Origin of the sequence: Planctomicrobium limosum (genome assembly GCF_051465645.1) — a bacterium.
GTDB lineage: Bacteria > Planctomycetota > Planctomycetia > Planctomycetales > Planctomycetaceae > Planctomicrobium.
The window spans coordinates 5387376-5402477 of record NZ_CP195790.1; the positions used below are offsets into that span (position 1 = coordinate 5387376).

The window sequence follows — 15102 nt, forward strand, 5'->3', positions numbered from 1 at the left end:
GCTTCTGCCTGTTTTGGCCATAAGGCTTCATGGCGTTACAGGGTTACGCTAAATGTGACTCACGTTAAGGATATCGATTTAGTTTGATGGTATCGCTGTTGCATTTCACCAGGCTGCCGAACCCACCTCAGCCTAACTTCTCACCATATTGGAAAACGGGAAATGCAAAAGGGATTTTTAATCGACATGGATGGCGTCATTTATCGGGGAAGTCAGGTTTTGCCCGGTGCTGACCGCTTTATCGCCCTGTTACGTGAACGAAATTTCCCTTTCCTTTTCCTGACAAACAACAGCCAGCGAACCCGTCGCGACGTCGCCACCAAGCTGCAACGGATGGGGATCGATGCCTATGAAGAGGACATCTTTACCTGTGCGATGGCAACGGCCAGATTCCTTGCAAGGCAGAAGCCCAACGGCACTGCTTATGTCATCGGAGAAGGGGGGCTGTTGCAAGCTCTTCACCAGAACGGGTACTCAATTGTTGACTCTGATCCAGACTATGTCGTCGTCGGGGAAGGCCGCACGATGACACTGGAGATGGTTGAAACAGCGGTGCGTTTGATCGTGAACGGAGCGAAGCTTGTCGCGACGAATCTCGATCCAAATTGCCCGACACAGTATGGCGTTCGTCCTGGATGTGGAGCGTTTGTTGCGATGCTGGAGTCCGCAACGGGAGCGAAAGCGTTCAGTGTCGGAAAACCGAGCCCTGTGATGATGCAAGCTGCCGGTGAGGAACTGCGGGTTCCTGCTCACCAGATCGTCATGGTCGGTGACACAATGGAAACCGACATCTGCGGCGGAGTCCAGATGGGCTATGAAACAGTCCTGACTTTAACCGGCAGCACCTCGCGAGACGATCTGCGACGCTACGCGTACCGACCTGATCATGTCATCGACTACATCGGGCAATTGTGTCACCACGAATTGCTGAATGCATATGGGGATACCGAAGTCCGAGACTTCGAAGCCGTCACGGTCTAACCACGTGTCATGACTGAGTCGTGGGATGCGTCATGACAACCAGTTTACGAACCAGTCTACGGGCGACCGTCGTCTCGTAATGGCCGGTTGTTCTGGAATGCTTCGATATTCTGACGCATCGCCTCTTTTCGTTCAGCCGGAGCCACTTCCACAGCTTTCAATTGAGTTTGAATCGCTGTCTGAAAGTCTCCGGCTTCCGCTTGGGCGGCAGCAAGAGTGGCGATGTAATCAGCGTTCCGGTACTGCGACAATTCGCAGGCTCTGGTCGCCATGCTGACGGCCTGTTGTCCATTACGAAAACGGTCTTCAGGGCAGGTTGATAGAATCCATGCGAGGCTGTTGTAAGACGACATCAATCTGGGGTCGATACGAATCGCCTGAATGAAGTCGGCGATTGCTTTTTCGTACTCGTGACGGCTTCTCCAGATGATTCCACGGTTGTTGTACGCGCGAGCGGCTTTCGGTTCGACCTCGATCGCTAATGTGTAATCCGCGATCGCTTTTTCGAGCTCGCCTTTGTTGTGCCACGCAAGTCCGCGATTGTGGTAAGCAGAGCCGAATTTACTGTCGAGTGAAATGGCTTTGGTGTAATCAATAATGGCCTGATCAAGGTCGCGCTGGTTCTGGTGAGCGACTCCACGGCTATGAAAGGCCCAGCCGAATCGAGGGTCGAGAGCAAGTGCCTGGCTGTAATCTTCAATGGCTTTCAGGTCTTCTCCCTTGTTCTGCCATGCCAGCCCACGATTGTAAAACGCCCAGGTGAAGTTCGGGTCGAGTTCGATCGCTTTTGTGTAATCGATGATCGCTTTGTCGAAATCTTCTTTGTAATGCCATGCGCTGCCACGCCGGTTATAGACGGCGGCATCGTGAGGGTAGAGACGAATCGCGGCGTTGTAATCAGAGATGGAGAGTTCGTGCTCCCCTTTGTTCTGCCGTGCCCGACCTCGATTGAAGTAAGCCGCAGCGTCTGTCGGGTCCAGTCGGATCGCTTCGGTATAGTCGACAATCGCTTTGTCGTGCTCGCCTTTGTTTTGCCAACTCAACCCGCGATTGAAGTATGCGGTGGCGTCGAGTTGCGCGAAAGCGGGGCTTCCACTCAACACGAGGACCAGAATGAGAAGGAGACGATTCAAAAGGGCACCGGAGTTATGCAATGTTGCAGGAGAACAGGGGAGGCCACTCATTTTATCGCCAGATTGGCAATCTATCGACACAAATTCAGCTGTTGAATCCCGGAACCGAGTCGGAGGCGTCGATCTGTCCTGAGACCCACGGACAGGGTGGCTGTGGCGGAACGGTATGTGGTTCAGGCAGTTGTGTTGATTTTGGCTGACTGATCAGTCACGTTGAATGCAGCAGGTAGGGCAAAAACATCCTGTTTTATCAGGAGCGGACTGGTGGCAGATTTGTGATGAGGGGATGCTTCCGGGTATTCTGTGTGTTGCGTCGAAGCGGTTTCCCCTATCATGCTCCGCGAACTGCATTTTCGTGAAGTGTCAGCCTCCCGTGCCGAGATGATTGGTGTCGATTCCGGGGAATGCCTTCCAGAAATGCTCTCTGGTCGAACGTCAGGATTCATCTGACAACTTATTACTTCCTGCTGGTACGTTTTCCCCATGTCAAATTCCACTGAAGTAGAACGTTTGCGCTGGCAGAAGTTTCCGGTGCTCAACGACGGTTTTATTTGTCTTGTTGACTGCATGGGTGATGACAGTTCCGTTGTCCAGGCTGCTCGAGTGAGCTACGGCGCCGGAACGAAAAAGGTCTCTGACGACCGTGGACTGATTCGCTATCTGATGCGACATCGCCACTCGACACCGTTCGAGATGGCCGAAATCAAGTTGTTGGTTCGCGTGCCAATGGATTGCTGGCGACAGTGGATTCGTCACCGTACAGCCAATGTGAATGAGTACAGCACCCGATATTCAGTCGCGATTGATTCGCTGCAGACAACCGCTCCAGATGAGTGGCGAACTCAGGCTGTCAGCAATCGTCAAGGAAGCGACGGGTTTCTGCCAGAGGAACTCGGCGAGAAGCTGACTCAGTCTGAACAGCAGTTTCAGGATTCCGCACGCCAACTCTATCAGGATCGCCTGGAAGCTGGAGTGGCTCGGGAACTGGCAAGAAAAGATTTGCCTCTTTGTACCTATACAGAGGCGTATTGGAAGATTGACCTGTTGAACCTGCTGAACTTCCTGTCTCTGCGTATGGATTCTCATGCTCAGCTGGAGATTCGTCAGTACGCAACCACAATTGGCGAGCAGATCGTGAAACCGCTGTTCCCGGTGGTCTGGGAAGCGTTTCAGGACTATCGCATGCAGTCGATGTTCATGTCGCGGCTGGATATCGAAGTTGTTCAGCGTCTTCAGGGATATGCAGCGGAAAATCAGCTGACCCCACCGTATTCACACGAGACATTCCTTGCGTGCCAGGATCCTGCATGGCGCGAGATGACTCGTAACCGTGAACGGGATGAGTGTCTCAGCAAGCTCATCCGTATGGGGCTGGTTCAGGAATAAACTAAGCCCAATTTCGGCGTTGTGAAATCAGATAGAGATGGCTGGCTCGTTCATGCGATGCCAGCCATCCTTTTTTATGCCCACCAGTCACGGCAGCTCAAAACCGGCAGTTCACAATCTGAAGACGGGAACGCTCAAGGCTCATGCGCCGTTGCTCAAAGAGAAAAACTCCTCAGACTCAAAGAAGCTGAGCCTGAGAAGTTTATGAGGAAGGGGGCAGTTGTTCAGGGCAACATACCGTGCTCTGGTCGGGAGGGGGAAAGCTTGTGATTCAGCTGCCAGACCAGAATGCTCATTGCGGAGATTGGTGGTGCGATCGGGAGCTATTTGCGAAGAAGCTCAGCAGCTCTAGATTTCTGGGTGAAGAGTTTCTTCAGTTTCCAAAGCAGGCTGGGAGGCTGCTTCTGTACGGAATCCATCTGGTGTGCCGTTGCCGGTCAGAAATGACAGAGCAAGGAACAGAGCCATGTTGACGATTGGTGGATTGTTGTCGTGGTTCATAGTATTTGCATTCAGCTTGGGGCAGTGCGTGACGGAGTCTGGGCGCGTTGATTCGGTGATGAACTCAAGCGGTACGGCTGAGTTCCAGGAGCAAGACAAATGCTGCTCTCGGTCGGTAGAAACTGGGACTCGAGTTATCCCAGAGGACTGTTAAAAATGAGAGAAGCGACTTCTCATTTTATGTGTGTTCTTGTTGTTTTAAGACCAATGCACATCTGATACCAGTCAGCGAAATTTCACAAGAAAGCAGCGTTGGCCGCATGATTCCTGCGGTATTTCTCATCCTGTTTTCTTGTGCTGAAATCAAACGCGTCTGAATGCCCAGCACTTTTGCCTACGAAGCGGGCAGCAGCTGCCTGCAGAATGGCTCAGCGCAATAAAAAAGCCCCGGCGATGAAGCCAGGGCTTTGTCTTAACCGTTTCCGTCGGTTTCATGCTTGTGTGGTGGGCAACTTATCGTGAGGAATATGCTCCTCTGAGTCCTCAGCTGCCTGAGCCACATGATCAGCCGAACCGGTCTAGTCGTCTTCTCGCAGTTTGGCGAGGACGGTGTAGTCTTCCAGTGTCGACGTATCCCCGATGCTTTCCTTGCCTGCGGCAATGTCCCGGAGGAGGCGTCGCATGATTTTGCCTGAACGGGTTTTCGGCAGTGATGGTGTGAATCGGATCTGATCCGGAGTTGCCAACGCACCGATGTGTTTTCGGACGTGAGCGATCAGATCCTTCTTCTGTTCGTTTGTTGGAGTCGACCCCTTCGGAGTCACGAAACAGCAGATGCCTTCCCCCTTCAACTCGTGAGGGAAGCCGACGACGGCAGCTTCGGCGACCAGTGGGTGAGACACCAGGGTCGATTCAATTTCCATGGTGCTGAGTCGGTGACCTGAAACGTTGAGCACGTCATCGACGCGTCCCATGATCCAGTAGCAGCCATCTTCATCACGGCGGGCCCCGTCGCCTGCGAAATACTTTCCTTCGATTTTGCCGAAGTAGGTATCCAGGAAGCGATCGTGATCGCCGTACAAGGTGCGAAGCATGTGCGGCCAAGACTGTGTCATGACCAGCAGTCCCCCCTCGTTATCCTTGAGTGGGTTGCCTTTGTCGTCGACGATGGCTGGAACCACACCTGGCAACGGGCGAGTGCATGATCCCGGTTTGGTGGATTGAATTCCCGGCAATGGGCTGAGCATGATGCCGCCGGTTTCGGTCTGCCACCAGGTATCGACGATTGGGCAGCGCTCCCCGCCGATGACGCGGTGATACCACATCCAGGCTTCAGGGTTGATCGGCTCACCAACGCTTCCGAGAAGTCGAAGTGAGGAGAGATCGTGCTTCTGCGGCCACTGATCGCCCCATTTAATGAAGGCGCGAATGGCAGTTGGGGCAGTGTAGAAGATATTGACTTTGTACTTCTCAATGACTTCCCAGAACCGGCCTTCATCTGGCCAGTTTGGAGCCCCTTCGAACATCAGTGTGGTGGCTCCGTTGGCGAGCGGACCGTAGACGATATAGCTGTGTCCGGTGATCCAGCCAATGTCTGCGGTACACCAGTAGGTGTCATCGTCTTTAATGTCGAAGACCCATTTGGTCGTCATCTTGGCGCCGAGGATATAACCGCCAGTGGTGTGCAGAACCCCTTTGGGTTTTCCTGTTGAGCCAGATGTATACAGGATGAACAACGGGTGTTCTGAATCGAGTTCCACCGCTTCGCAGTCAGCATCCACCTGTTCCATCAGGTCGTGCCACCAGTAATCGCGGTCCGGAACCATCTCGACGGCGGCACCGGTTCGGCGGACGACAACGACTTTTTCGATGCTCGGGGACGAATTCAAGGATTCGTCGACGTTTTCTTTCAGCAGAATTTCTTTACCGCGGCGCCAGCCAGCGTCGGCTGTGATGACAACTTTGGCCTGAGCGTCATTGTTGCGATCGGCGATGGCGTCAGAGCTGAATCCCCCGAACACGATCGAATGCGTTGCCCCGATTCGTGCGCAAGCCAGCATGGCGATTGCAAGTTCCGGGATCATCGGCATGTACAGCGTGACGCGGTCGCCAGTCGTAACGCCGAGCTTCTTCAGGACGTTTGCGAATTTGCAAACTTCACGATGAAGCTGCTGGTAGGTCAAAACCCGAACGTCGCCAGGTTCGCCTTCCCAGATGATGGCTGCTTTGTTTTTTCGCCAGGTTTTCAGATGGCGGTCGAGGCACTCATAGGATGCATTGACTTTGCCGCCGACGAACCACTTGGTGTTCGGCATGTCCCCTTCCATGGCCGACTCAAATGGTTTCAGCCATTCAAGTTCGGTCTGGGCAAGTTCTCCCCAGAACTCGGCAGGACTGTCTTTCGCCCGTTGCCACATCTGCTGGTATTGCTCTTCAGACGAAATATTCGCTTGCTTTGCGAATTCCGGTGAAGGAGGGAACTTTCGAGTTTCTTGCAGAACTGTTTTGATGGCAGACATAGCAACATTGGGCAAAAGGATTCGAAAATTTGACGACACAAACGTGCGGCCCGATGGCGGGAGAACGAGACTTGCAGCAAGTCTGAACGTCACACCGATCAATTCGGAGTTCCGAGGCTGTTCAATATGTGCAGATGAATTGATTCCTGATGCTAGGATGGGAGACGGCTGGATTCAATGCAACCGATGTGAGTCTTGCCCAATTTGGTTGCACGTGAAATCAACCTGAATTTAAGCGTGCCTGTTTCTCTAGGCTGTTGAAACAACACTAAAAGAAGTGTCTGGCTGCATTCAGAGGAAATTTCGGCCGATTCTTGCCAGTTTCAGGGTGGATCATCTTCCGTAGATAATAGTGATTTTTGGCTTGATATTCGAATCGAAGCGGTTCGTCCTCGGGATTCGGGATCAAAAAAGCTGGACACAGAGGGTTTGAGGTAATTCAGGGGGTGTTTGCGGATTTTTCAGGTGCTGTTACTTGTGAATTTCCTGATCATTTTGTGATTCTGGTTCACAGAGGAGTCAGTTACTGTGGTTGTAGATCACGCAGGCATGCAAAAATCCTGTTGAGAGTCGCCTTCTTTTCTGGGCCGTCGTGGCGGTTTGGGGGAGTTGGTTGGGTGACGGGAGCCGAAGAGGGGAGCTTGGGGGACGCAATGCGAAATCAAAAGGTTTGGGCTGGTGTCGTTCTGGTTTTGCTGGGAGCGGTCAGCGGGATGTCGTGCCAGCAATCAGAAGGGCATGCCGGACCGGACGATAAGGCGGCGCCGACTGCTGCCCCTCATTCAGCTCCAGTAAGTGCAGGGCAGGGAGCGAAGCCAGTTGTGGAGATGGAGATTCCCTCGATCTCGCTTTCGCAGGTGGTGAATGCGGCGAATCAGGCAGACGCCGGGGCAGAGCCGCTTTCACAGACGGCGGAAGAAGGAAGACGGCAGTTGTTTCTGGCGATGAAGCCATTGCAGATCATGCTTGGGGACTGGCGGGGCACGACTCAAAAGGAAGTTGGCGATTTCAAAGGGCTCGACAAATCGCATTGGGTGTGGGATTTGAAGACGGATCGTAAGCAGCCGGTGATGGTGATGACGTCGGATGCGAGCCCATACCTGAGGGAAGGGCGGCTTACCTGGCTGCCTGAGCGGAAGGTTTACCAGTTTAAGGTGGTTGATCCTGAGGGGGTGGCACGGACTCTGGAGGGGGCCTTCACTCAGGAAGCTGAAATGTTTCAGGGGGATGATCGGCAGTCGCATATCAAGTACAAGCTGGAACTGACTCAGGTGGAACCTCAGGTTCAGCGTGATGCCTGGCAACTCGTCTTCAGTCAGCAGGAAAACAACCGGTATTTGCTGGAGATCCACAAGCGTCGGGGAAGTCGCTATTTACGAGTCGACACAGTGGCGACTCAGAGAGAAGGAACTTCGTTTGCGAAGAGCGACGAAGGTTATGGGCAGCGCGAGTGCATTATCTCTGGTGGTTTGGGGACAATGACCGTCAGTTATAAAGGGATGACCTACTGGGTTTGCTGCAGTGGATGCAAAGCGGCGTTTGATGAAGAGCCAGCGAAGTGGATCGCTGAGTTTCAGAAGAAAAAGGCCGCAGGAGCGATGTGATGGCGTCGCTGTCTGGGAAGTTCGCTGATGTGACAGCAGTTGCCGGATCTGTCGGAATGCCTCTGGAATGAAAAAAGCTCCCACACAATCAAATGTGTGGGAGCTTTTTTTGTTGTGTCTGCTTTGAGGCTGAAGGCCTCAGGCAGGATTACTCTTCTTCTTCGCCCTCGTAATCATCGTCTTCGTCGGCGTCTGCATCATCATCTGCATCGTCGTCCGAGTCGAGAACGGCTTCATCGTCGAGGATCTCCTCTTCGTCGCTCAGACGGACTTCGTCCTTTGCGGCGGATGATTCGTTCAGGGATTCTTTAATAGGCTGGATGAAGTAGAGCTTCTTGCTCTTGGATCGCAGGAGAGCCAGTTTCTCTTCGGCCTTGTCTTTTTCGTTGTAAGCGAATCGGCCTTCTTCCTTCAGTGTTCCGCTGAAGACACCCCACATCAAACGTTTACGTTCTGGGGCTTTGGCTTTGCGCTTACGGGCAGGGGCCTTTCGAGTTCCACTCTTCTTGGAAGTGGTCTCTTTCTTGACCTTGCCCTGCTTTTCTGCAGCTTCGTATTCCCGACGTTTGTCCAGCAGACGCTTGGAGGCCATTCCCGTTCCTTAAACGATCACGCTTATTAACGCGAGGCGATCCGAAAATCGCGTCGCTGATAGATTCAGAGTCGATGCCGTCGAATTCACGCCGCTCCTGCAAAGAGGAGTCGATTGACCTTAATAAAAGGTCGAGTGAAGCAAAGTAGTTTCGCAATTCCTCATACGGATGTCAATTGGCACTCAAGCCTCAGTTGCCAGACTGGTCAAGCTGAATGCAAGAAAAGCAGGAATTGTAAGGATTTTGAGGTCGCTGGAAACTGCTGCAAAAAACAGCCAGCAAATTTTTGCCTTCCTGGTTGACGACTCCAAAAGAGATTTATAAACTGCCGCTCGCACAAAGCAAGGGGCGGTAGCTCAATTGGTTAGAGTACCGGACTGTCGATCCGGGGGTTGCGGGTTCAAGTCCCGTCCGCCTCGCTTGCAATTCAATTTGCTTACTGTGCATTTAGCCGTCTCGGTGGATCCCATCGAGACGGCTTTTTTCGTTTCTGCCAACTGCTTATGGCCAAGTTGATCACGAAGCGGTGCATGCCGACCGATTCGCTACAAATTCAATGTTGGAATGTATTTGAAATCGTCTCTGGGTGTGGCAAAGCGTCTGTGCATCTCTTTCGCACGTATGGCTTCCATCAGAGTGGGATCAGACCGAGCACGGAATGATATTGCGTTCGCAGCGACCAAGGTTTATGCGTGCGTGCCAGCTTCCTGCGTGGCGGCTTAATGTTTCCGTTTTGATGACGGGGGTGAATCCTTGAGGCCTGCAGGAATTTGTTGCGTTTCTGCTTCCTGTGCCTTCTTGATATATGCATCCTGATCAGGCGTCGTTGCTATTAAGGTTCGCCTGCCTGCATTCCTGGCTGCCTCAAGCTGCGCTTTTTGTTCTTCCGTGATATTGAAGGCCATTTTGCTTTTCATGTCATGGGAGATGATTGGCACAATGTTCGAAATCGTCGTGCATGACTCTTAAGAGAAGAGTTCCTGTACGACTTCGCCGCCGTCGACAACTTTCAGTGGTCGCCCCTGTGGGCTCATGTTTTCGTGAGCAGGGTCGATTTTGAGGGAATGGGAAATCGACTGCAGAAGATCCGCGACCGCGACCGGGCGATCTTTGATTGCCGACCCGTCATCTGTTGTCGAGCCGATTGTCTGTCCCCCTCGAACTCCGCCTCCTGCGAGCCAGCAGTTGAATGCGCGTGGGAAGTGATCGCGACCACCTCGGGCATTCACTTGTGGGGTGCGTCCAAATTCTCCAGCCCAAACAATCAGGGTCTGGTCCAGCATTCCACGGCTTTTCAGGTCGTTGATCAGAGCGGCACTGGCCACATCGACTTCGCTCGCGAGTTCACTGACACGTTCAAAGACGCTGTCGTGTGTGTCCCAGCCATTTTTTTGAACTTCGACGAAAGTGACTCCGCGTTCGATCAGGCGTCGGGCAAGAAGGCACCCACGACCGAAAGCATTGTCGCCGTATTTGTCTCGCAATGATTGGGGTTCGTCTCCAAGGTCAAAGCATTGGGTGTCGTTGCTGAAGACGAATTTCGTCGCTTTGGCGTACAGTTGCTGATGACTTTGAACAGCTTGGACCGCTCCCTGATTTTCGAAGCCGCCTTCGAGGTTCTGGAGCAGGTTGAGTCTGCGTTCAAGGCGGCGTTGACCGTCGGGGACGCGAATGTTTTGTGGCATCTCACCTGGGCGGTCCACGACAAACGGTTCGTAATTGACGCCAAGGAACCCGGCCCCGGCTGTTCGACCAATGGAGACAACGCTGGGGAGGTCTGATTCTTTGTTTGCCAGTTGTTGTGCGATCAAGCTGCCAAAACTGGGGTGTTTCACACTGCCAGTTGGAACATACCCGGTGTGCATCTGGTAGGTTGCACGTTGGTGATTTCCTTCTTTGTTTGTCATCGAGCGGATGACCGCGACTTCGTTCATGACCTGAGCCATGTTTGTCCAGTCGTGGGCAATCTGAATGCCGGGGACAGACGTGGAAATCGCCTTCGTGTCGCCGCTGTTCTTGTGATCCGGCTTAGGATCGAAGGTTTCCAACTGACTGGGGCCGCCGCTCATCCAGAGCAGGATCATGGATCGGCCCTGCTTGCGGAGTTCCTCGGCCTGAACTGCCATCTGTTCGCGAAAGCTGAGAGCCCCGGCAGCGGCTCCTGACGCGGACACGTTTTGAATGAATCGGCGACGTGTGACCTGGTTCCCGGTGAACTGGATGTGCTCGCTCGTGTATGTCGTCATTGGAGAGTTCCTGGATGCAAGAGACAGGGAGAGCAGATCGGTTTACCGTTTCGACAGAAATTCAGTGGAATTCAGCAGCGCCCAGAGGATGTCCTCGAATGCTTCGTTGCGATCGCCGGTCGCTTTAATATAGCTCAGATTGATCTTTTGTTCTTCCGGACTTGGATGGCGAGTCAGCGTGGTGAGATAAAGTTCATCCAGTGCGGCTTTGTTGTCGCGGGTGTTTCGAAGCAGAATTCCGAGGTTCGTGCGTCCTTCAGCTTGAATGCGTGCGTTCAAGGAAGGGGAGTTCATAAGATAGAGCGCCTGTGGAATACTGCCGGCAAGTTCATCCTGCGGAGTCGATGGATCGAAGCCGAAGATTCCAGTAAATGCGGTCTTTTGGCGATAGTTTGCTGCTGGCAACAAGGCTGCCATGTTCTCCCGACGCTGCATGAACCGACCGGTGGCTCCGAAGTTCCCAACGGCACTTTGCAGGGAGAGATAAATCTGATCGCCTCGCAGACGCGTCGGTGTTGCCGCGGCGAATGGATGTTCGTTCAGGTTCGATCCAGCAGGGGCAAGTTGGCGTTGATATGCCTGCGTATTCATGATGGTGCGGAACAGCCACTTGATGTCATAGTTTGATTCGGTGAACTGACTCGCCAGCAGGGCCAGGACTTCAGGGTGGATGGTCTCTTTAGTTTCGCCCATGTCATCGATTGGCATGGTGAATCCCTGACCAAGTAACTCGCTCCAGATACGATTGACGAATGCCTTCGCAAACCATGGATTAGATTTGGAAGTGATGTATTTCGATGCGGCGTTGCGACGGGCGAGATCATCCATTCCATGTTGCAAGGCAGGGCCTTCTGCTTCTTCAACGAAAAACGCCGGTTCAATCAGCGTTCCCTTCGAAGAAGGGTTTTTCAGGTCAGGCATGTAATGTTCTGCATTGCCACGACCCGGCTGCATGACGGCCTGGGCGAGTGCAGCGGTCAGTTCTTCGGTGTTGAGTTTCCTGTCTTTGTTCTTATCGAATGTCGTCAGCAGATCATCAAACCGATTGGCGATTTGCCCCCGAGCTTCCTGTTTGCTGATGGCGCCGTCCCGATTCCGATCAAGTCTGAAAAGGAGAACGCGTGGTTCAGGACGGTTTCCCAGTCGCGCTGCTGTGGCATTCAGCGAACCAATATTGAAGGTGCGTTCTGTTCCGGAATTATCAATTCGAAATGTCGTTCTGGTGAAATAGGCCGCAAGCTCATGGAACTGTTCACGCTTCCATGGATCTGTCGGGTGGTCATGACAGTTGGCGCAGTTCAGTTGAATTCCCAGGAAGATTCGTGGGACTTCCGAGGCAATTTCTTCCGGCACGCTGGCATGTGCAAAGAAGAGTGCCGTCTGGCCTGACTTTCGGACATCACCGCTGGCGGTCAGCAGTTCGTGAGTAATTTCGCCCCATGAACGATTATTGTTGAGTTGTGCGGCCATCCATTGCTGAAAGATGGGCCGACCAAGCTGCGAGCGCTGTTCTGTGGCACGCATGAAAATGACGTCAGTCCAGTAATTGGCCCAGAGTTCTCCGAAGGCGGGATCTCCAAGAAGTTTCTCAATCAGCTCTGAGCGTTTCTTCTCGGAAGGGGAAAGCACAAAGGTTGTGACATCGGACGGAGGGGAGAGTGTGCCAAGGAGGTCGAGTCTGGCTCGACGGAGAAAGTCTTCATCTCGAACAGTCGAGATCGGGGTGATCCCATCCTCACTGAATTTCTGATTCAGCAGGCGATCCACTTCAGACGCTGTTTGAGTGACGTCCGGGGCCGAATCCGCGGCCAGTAGAGGGCTGCGATCGAGGGGTGAGAATAGGATGGCGGCAGACGTCACGGCACAGACGAAAAATGTGTTCATCCGGTTTCGCATAGAAATCCCCACCAGACCGTACTGGTCTCGGTTTTGTCGTATGGCAGGGATCGTTTCTGACTTTGAAGCCAACTTCAAAGTCCGTTTCCCGCTTGCCATTCAGGCCCGTTGAGTGATCGAAATCAATTTTTGTTGAGTTTCTTATTGAATCTAACCCGGCAGGAGCGAATTCAGGTTTCGGATTTTTCCAATTTTCCAAGAGAACGATTCTACCAGAATCGGGCGAAAAGGAATTGTTCGTGTGAATCGTCGGGAAGCACGGGCGTCTGGGGAATCCTGAAAAAGAAAAAGCCAGTCAATTTGATGACTGGCTTGATCGGAGTGAAACGGAATTCGTTGCAGATTTAATGTGGGTTGCCTGACAGTCCGTATTCCTGATCATGCATAGGTTTCTTTATGAAACCGCATTTGCAGGGCCAGGTCTTGAAGTTTCTCAATTGCTGAGAGCTGCAACTGGCGAACTCGTTCTTTACTGAGGCCAACGCGCTCGGCCACTGTTTTTAACGTGGCTGATTCCTCGCCATTCAAGCCAAATCGTTCAATGATAATCGTCTTTTCACGAGGCGTCAGGCAGTCGTCGAATCGTTCAATCAGAGTTGTCGCAAGTTTCGGATCGAGTGACTGTTCTGTCGAAACCGGCTGGTGGGCATTTGCCAGAATCTCTGTCGGAGAAAGCACTTCTCTCTGCCGCCGTTTCTGCTTTCTTTGCATCAGTCGGTAGAAGTGTCGTTGGATTGCATGAGTTGCGTAGGTGCTGAAGCGGAATCCCCGCGAGTAATCGAATTTATCGATCGCGTTCACGAGGATGAGATTTCCTTCACTGATGAACTCGTCTCGATCCTGATGTGAATTGGTTGTCTTCGTGGCGATTGAAGTCACCAGTCGCAGGTTGGCCTGTACGAGCAATTGACGAGCTTCATTCGCCAGTTTCAGTAAGTCGTCGATCGACACCTTCCCCATTTGGGGATAACGGCTGGTTACGAAAATTGAGAGGTTGCGACCTGAACGCGGGGCGCGTGTTCCAGCTTGCAGCCGAGATGCCGTGAATTTACAGAAGTTCATTTTACGGAAGAGGTAACGTTCGCCTTCCGGCGTCAATAACTTGCGATGGTTCAGGTCATAATCATCGGAGGCTGCCGATTCCAAGGGGGCATCTGTCGGCTCCTCTTCTTGGTAGAGCTTGTCTGGAGCCTCACTGAGCAGTTGATCTAACGTCAATGTTCTGAATTCGTCAGATTCGATGTACGTAATTGAGAGCCGACTCAAACTGAGGGTGTCGTTCGACAGACTGAACTGATGGCCGGCTGTTGTGAAAGGCGCGATCATGTTTGTACTCCAATTCGTTCAATTCAATCATTATTGTGATCGAATGAACGAATTTTGCAACCACGAAAACGTTCAAAGCGTTCATTTGATTCGCAGGAGAACGTTTCGAACTTTCCGTTTAGGAGGAAGAATCGAGTTACGAAGAATGTGGCGACATAATCGTTAACAAACGACTGTGAAAGAATTTCGGGAGAAAAAACCGAGAAAATCACATAAATTACTCAAGGAACGGATCAATCAATTTTGAAGATCCTTGAAATTTGTCGAGGGCGGGGGGATACTGAATTTCCCTGAGTTTGGCCCACTTGTCCTCAAGTCGGAACGATCGCATGCTGAAAACGAAAGATCTGGAGCAGTTCCGCGAATTGCTTCTCTCGCTGCAGACTCGGTTACAGGGAGATGTTCAGACACTTTCTGTAAGCGCCTTGGGGTCCTCTTCGGACTCCAAAAGCCCAACGCACATGGCTGAACTTGGTACGGAAACGTACGAACAGGATTTCTCGCTCCGGATCATGGAGAGCGATCAGGAAGTCCTGAAAGAGATTCGCGATGCCCTGAGGCGAATCGATAGTGGTGAATTCGGATTATGTGAAGGATGTGTCGAGTTAGGTCGTCCACCTTCAAAGTGCTGGATTCCCAAAACACGCCTGAAGCATATCCCTTATGCACGTAACTGTGTCAGTTGTGCAGAAAGCCTCGAACGTCAGTTTAGTTATTAATCCGGTCGTCCCTTTCTCTGCTCGCGTCGCACTTATGTTTTCTGAACATGCTGTTTGCGACGTCGTCGAGATCACGGACTTCGGGAGTTAAGAGTCGTCAGGATTGATTCATTTTAATGGGGGATGCTTTCGCTCTTCATTTGATTTGTGAAATTGCGATGGCAGGAAACCTGTTGAAGCTGAATAAGTTTGGCGGACATTTTTCAATTTGATTGGATAACGAGATCAGTGGCGCGTTGTTGCATTGCTGCAACGCAC

12 protein-coding genes and 1 tRNA gene are annotated in these 15102 nt (G+C 52.3%); 5 read left to right on the forward strand and 8 right to left on the reverse strand.

Going from position 1 to position 15102, the window contains the following annotated elements; genetic code table 11:
• The first annotated feature begins 162 nt into the window (after positions 1 to 162).
• Positions 163 to 981 carry an HAD-IIA family hydrolase gene (locus SH527x_RS20365; RefSeq protein WP_437192525.1) on the forward strand — a complete coding sequence of 273 codons (819 nt, stop codon included), beginning with the start codon at positions 163 to 165 and terminating at the stop codon, positions 979 to 981.
• A 56-nt stretch (positions 982 to 1037) separates the two neighbouring features.
• Here SH527x_RS20365 and SH527x_RS20370 read toward each other — a convergent pair whose 3' ends face one another.
• On the reverse strand, positions 1038 to 2165 hold the full coding sequence (locus SH527x_RS20370) for a tetratricopeptide repeat protein (RefSeq protein WP_437192526.1): 1128 nt from the start codon (positions 2163 to 2165) through the stop codon (positions 1038 to 1040).
• A gap of 432 nt (positions 2166 to 2597) precedes the next feature.
• Between SH527x_RS20370 and thyX the strand changes: the two genes are divergently transcribed.
• Positions 2598 to 3500 (forward strand): FAD-dependent thymidylate synthase, encoded by a 903-nt coding sequence (gene thyX, locus SH527x_RS20375; protein ID WP_437192527.1) that lies wholly within the window; start codon positions 2598 to 2600, stop codon positions 3498 to 3500.
• 348 nt (positions 3501 to 3848) lie between these two features.
• Here the strand turns inward: thyX and SH527x_RS20380 are convergent, their stop codons facing one another.
• Positions 3849 to 4001 (reverse strand): hypothetical protein, encoded by a 153-nt coding sequence (locus SH527x_RS20380; RefSeq protein ID WP_437192528.1) that lies wholly within the window; start codon positions 3999 to 4001, stop codon positions 3849 to 3851.
• A 518-nt stretch (positions 4002 to 4519) separates the two neighbouring features.
• Positions 4520 to 6460 (reverse strand): acetate--CoA ligase, encoded by a 1941-nt coding sequence (acs, locus tag SH527x_RS20385; RefSeq protein WP_437192529.1) that lies wholly within the window; start codon positions 6458 to 6460, stop codon positions 4520 to 4522.
• Between the two features lie 653 nt (positions 6461 to 7113).
• On the opposite strand from acs, the gene SH527x_RS20390 reads away from it, so the two are divergent.
• The gene (locus SH527x_RS20390) at positions 7114 to 8064 is read left to right on the forward strand and encodes a hypothetical protein (RefSeq protein WP_437192530.1); all 951 of its coding nucleotides are present in this window, start codon (positions 7114 to 7116) and stop codon (positions 8062 to 8064) included.
• Between the two features lie 148 nt (positions 8065 to 8212).
• On the opposite strand, the gene SH527x_RS20395 is transcribed toward SH527x_RS20390, so the two are convergent.
• On the reverse strand, positions 8213 to 8656 hold the full coding sequence (locus tag SH527x_RS20395; RefSeq protein ID WP_437192531.1) for a hypothetical protein: 444 nt from the start codon (positions 8654 to 8656) through the stop codon (positions 8213 to 8215).
• Between the two features lie 346 nt (positions 8657 to 9002).
• Here SH527x_RS20395 and SH527x_RS20400 point away from each other — a divergent pair.
• Positions 9003 to 9076: transfer RNA gene (locus SH527x_RS20400), tRNA-Asp, on the forward strand.
• A gap of 300 nt (positions 9077 to 9376) precedes the next feature.
• Here the strand turns inward: SH527x_RS20400 and SH527x_RS20405 are convergent.
• From SH527x_RS20405 to SH527x_RS20420, 4 genes are all read right to left on the reverse strand, one after another.
• Complete coding sequence (locus tag SH527x_RS20405; RefSeq protein ID WP_437192532.1) at positions 9377 to 9562, reverse strand: hypothetical protein; 186 nt, start codon at positions 9560 to 9562, stop codon at positions 9377 to 9379.
• A 60-nt stretch (positions 9563 to 9622) separates the two neighbouring features.
• On the reverse strand, positions 9623 to 10903 hold the full coding sequence (locus SH527x_RS20410; protein ID WP_437192533.1) for a DUF1501 domain-containing protein: 1281 nt from the start codon (positions 10901 to 10903) through the stop codon (positions 9623 to 9625).
• 42 nt (positions 10904 to 10945) lie between these two features.
• Positions 10946 to 12787 (reverse strand): DUF1549 domain-containing protein, encoded by a 1842-nt coding sequence (locus tag SH527x_RS20415; RefSeq protein ID WP_437192534.1) that lies wholly within the window; start codon positions 12785 to 12787, stop codon positions 10946 to 10948.
• A 390-nt stretch (positions 12788 to 13177) separates the two neighbouring features.
• A complete protein-coding gene (locus tag SH527x_RS20420) occupies positions 13178 to 14125 on the reverse strand; it encodes a sigma-70 family RNA polymerase sigma factor (protein ID WP_437192535.1) in 948 nt (315 codons plus the stop codon).
• 329 nt (positions 14126 to 14454) lie between these two features.
• Between SH527x_RS20420 and SH527x_RS20425 the strand changes: the two genes are divergently transcribed.
• Entirely contained in the window at positions 14455 to 14844 is a 390-nt protein-coding gene (locus SH527x_RS20425) for a TraR/DksA family transcriptional regulator (protein WP_437192536.1), read from the forward strand.
• The last annotated feature ends 258 nt before the right edge of the window (positions 14845 to 15102 follow it).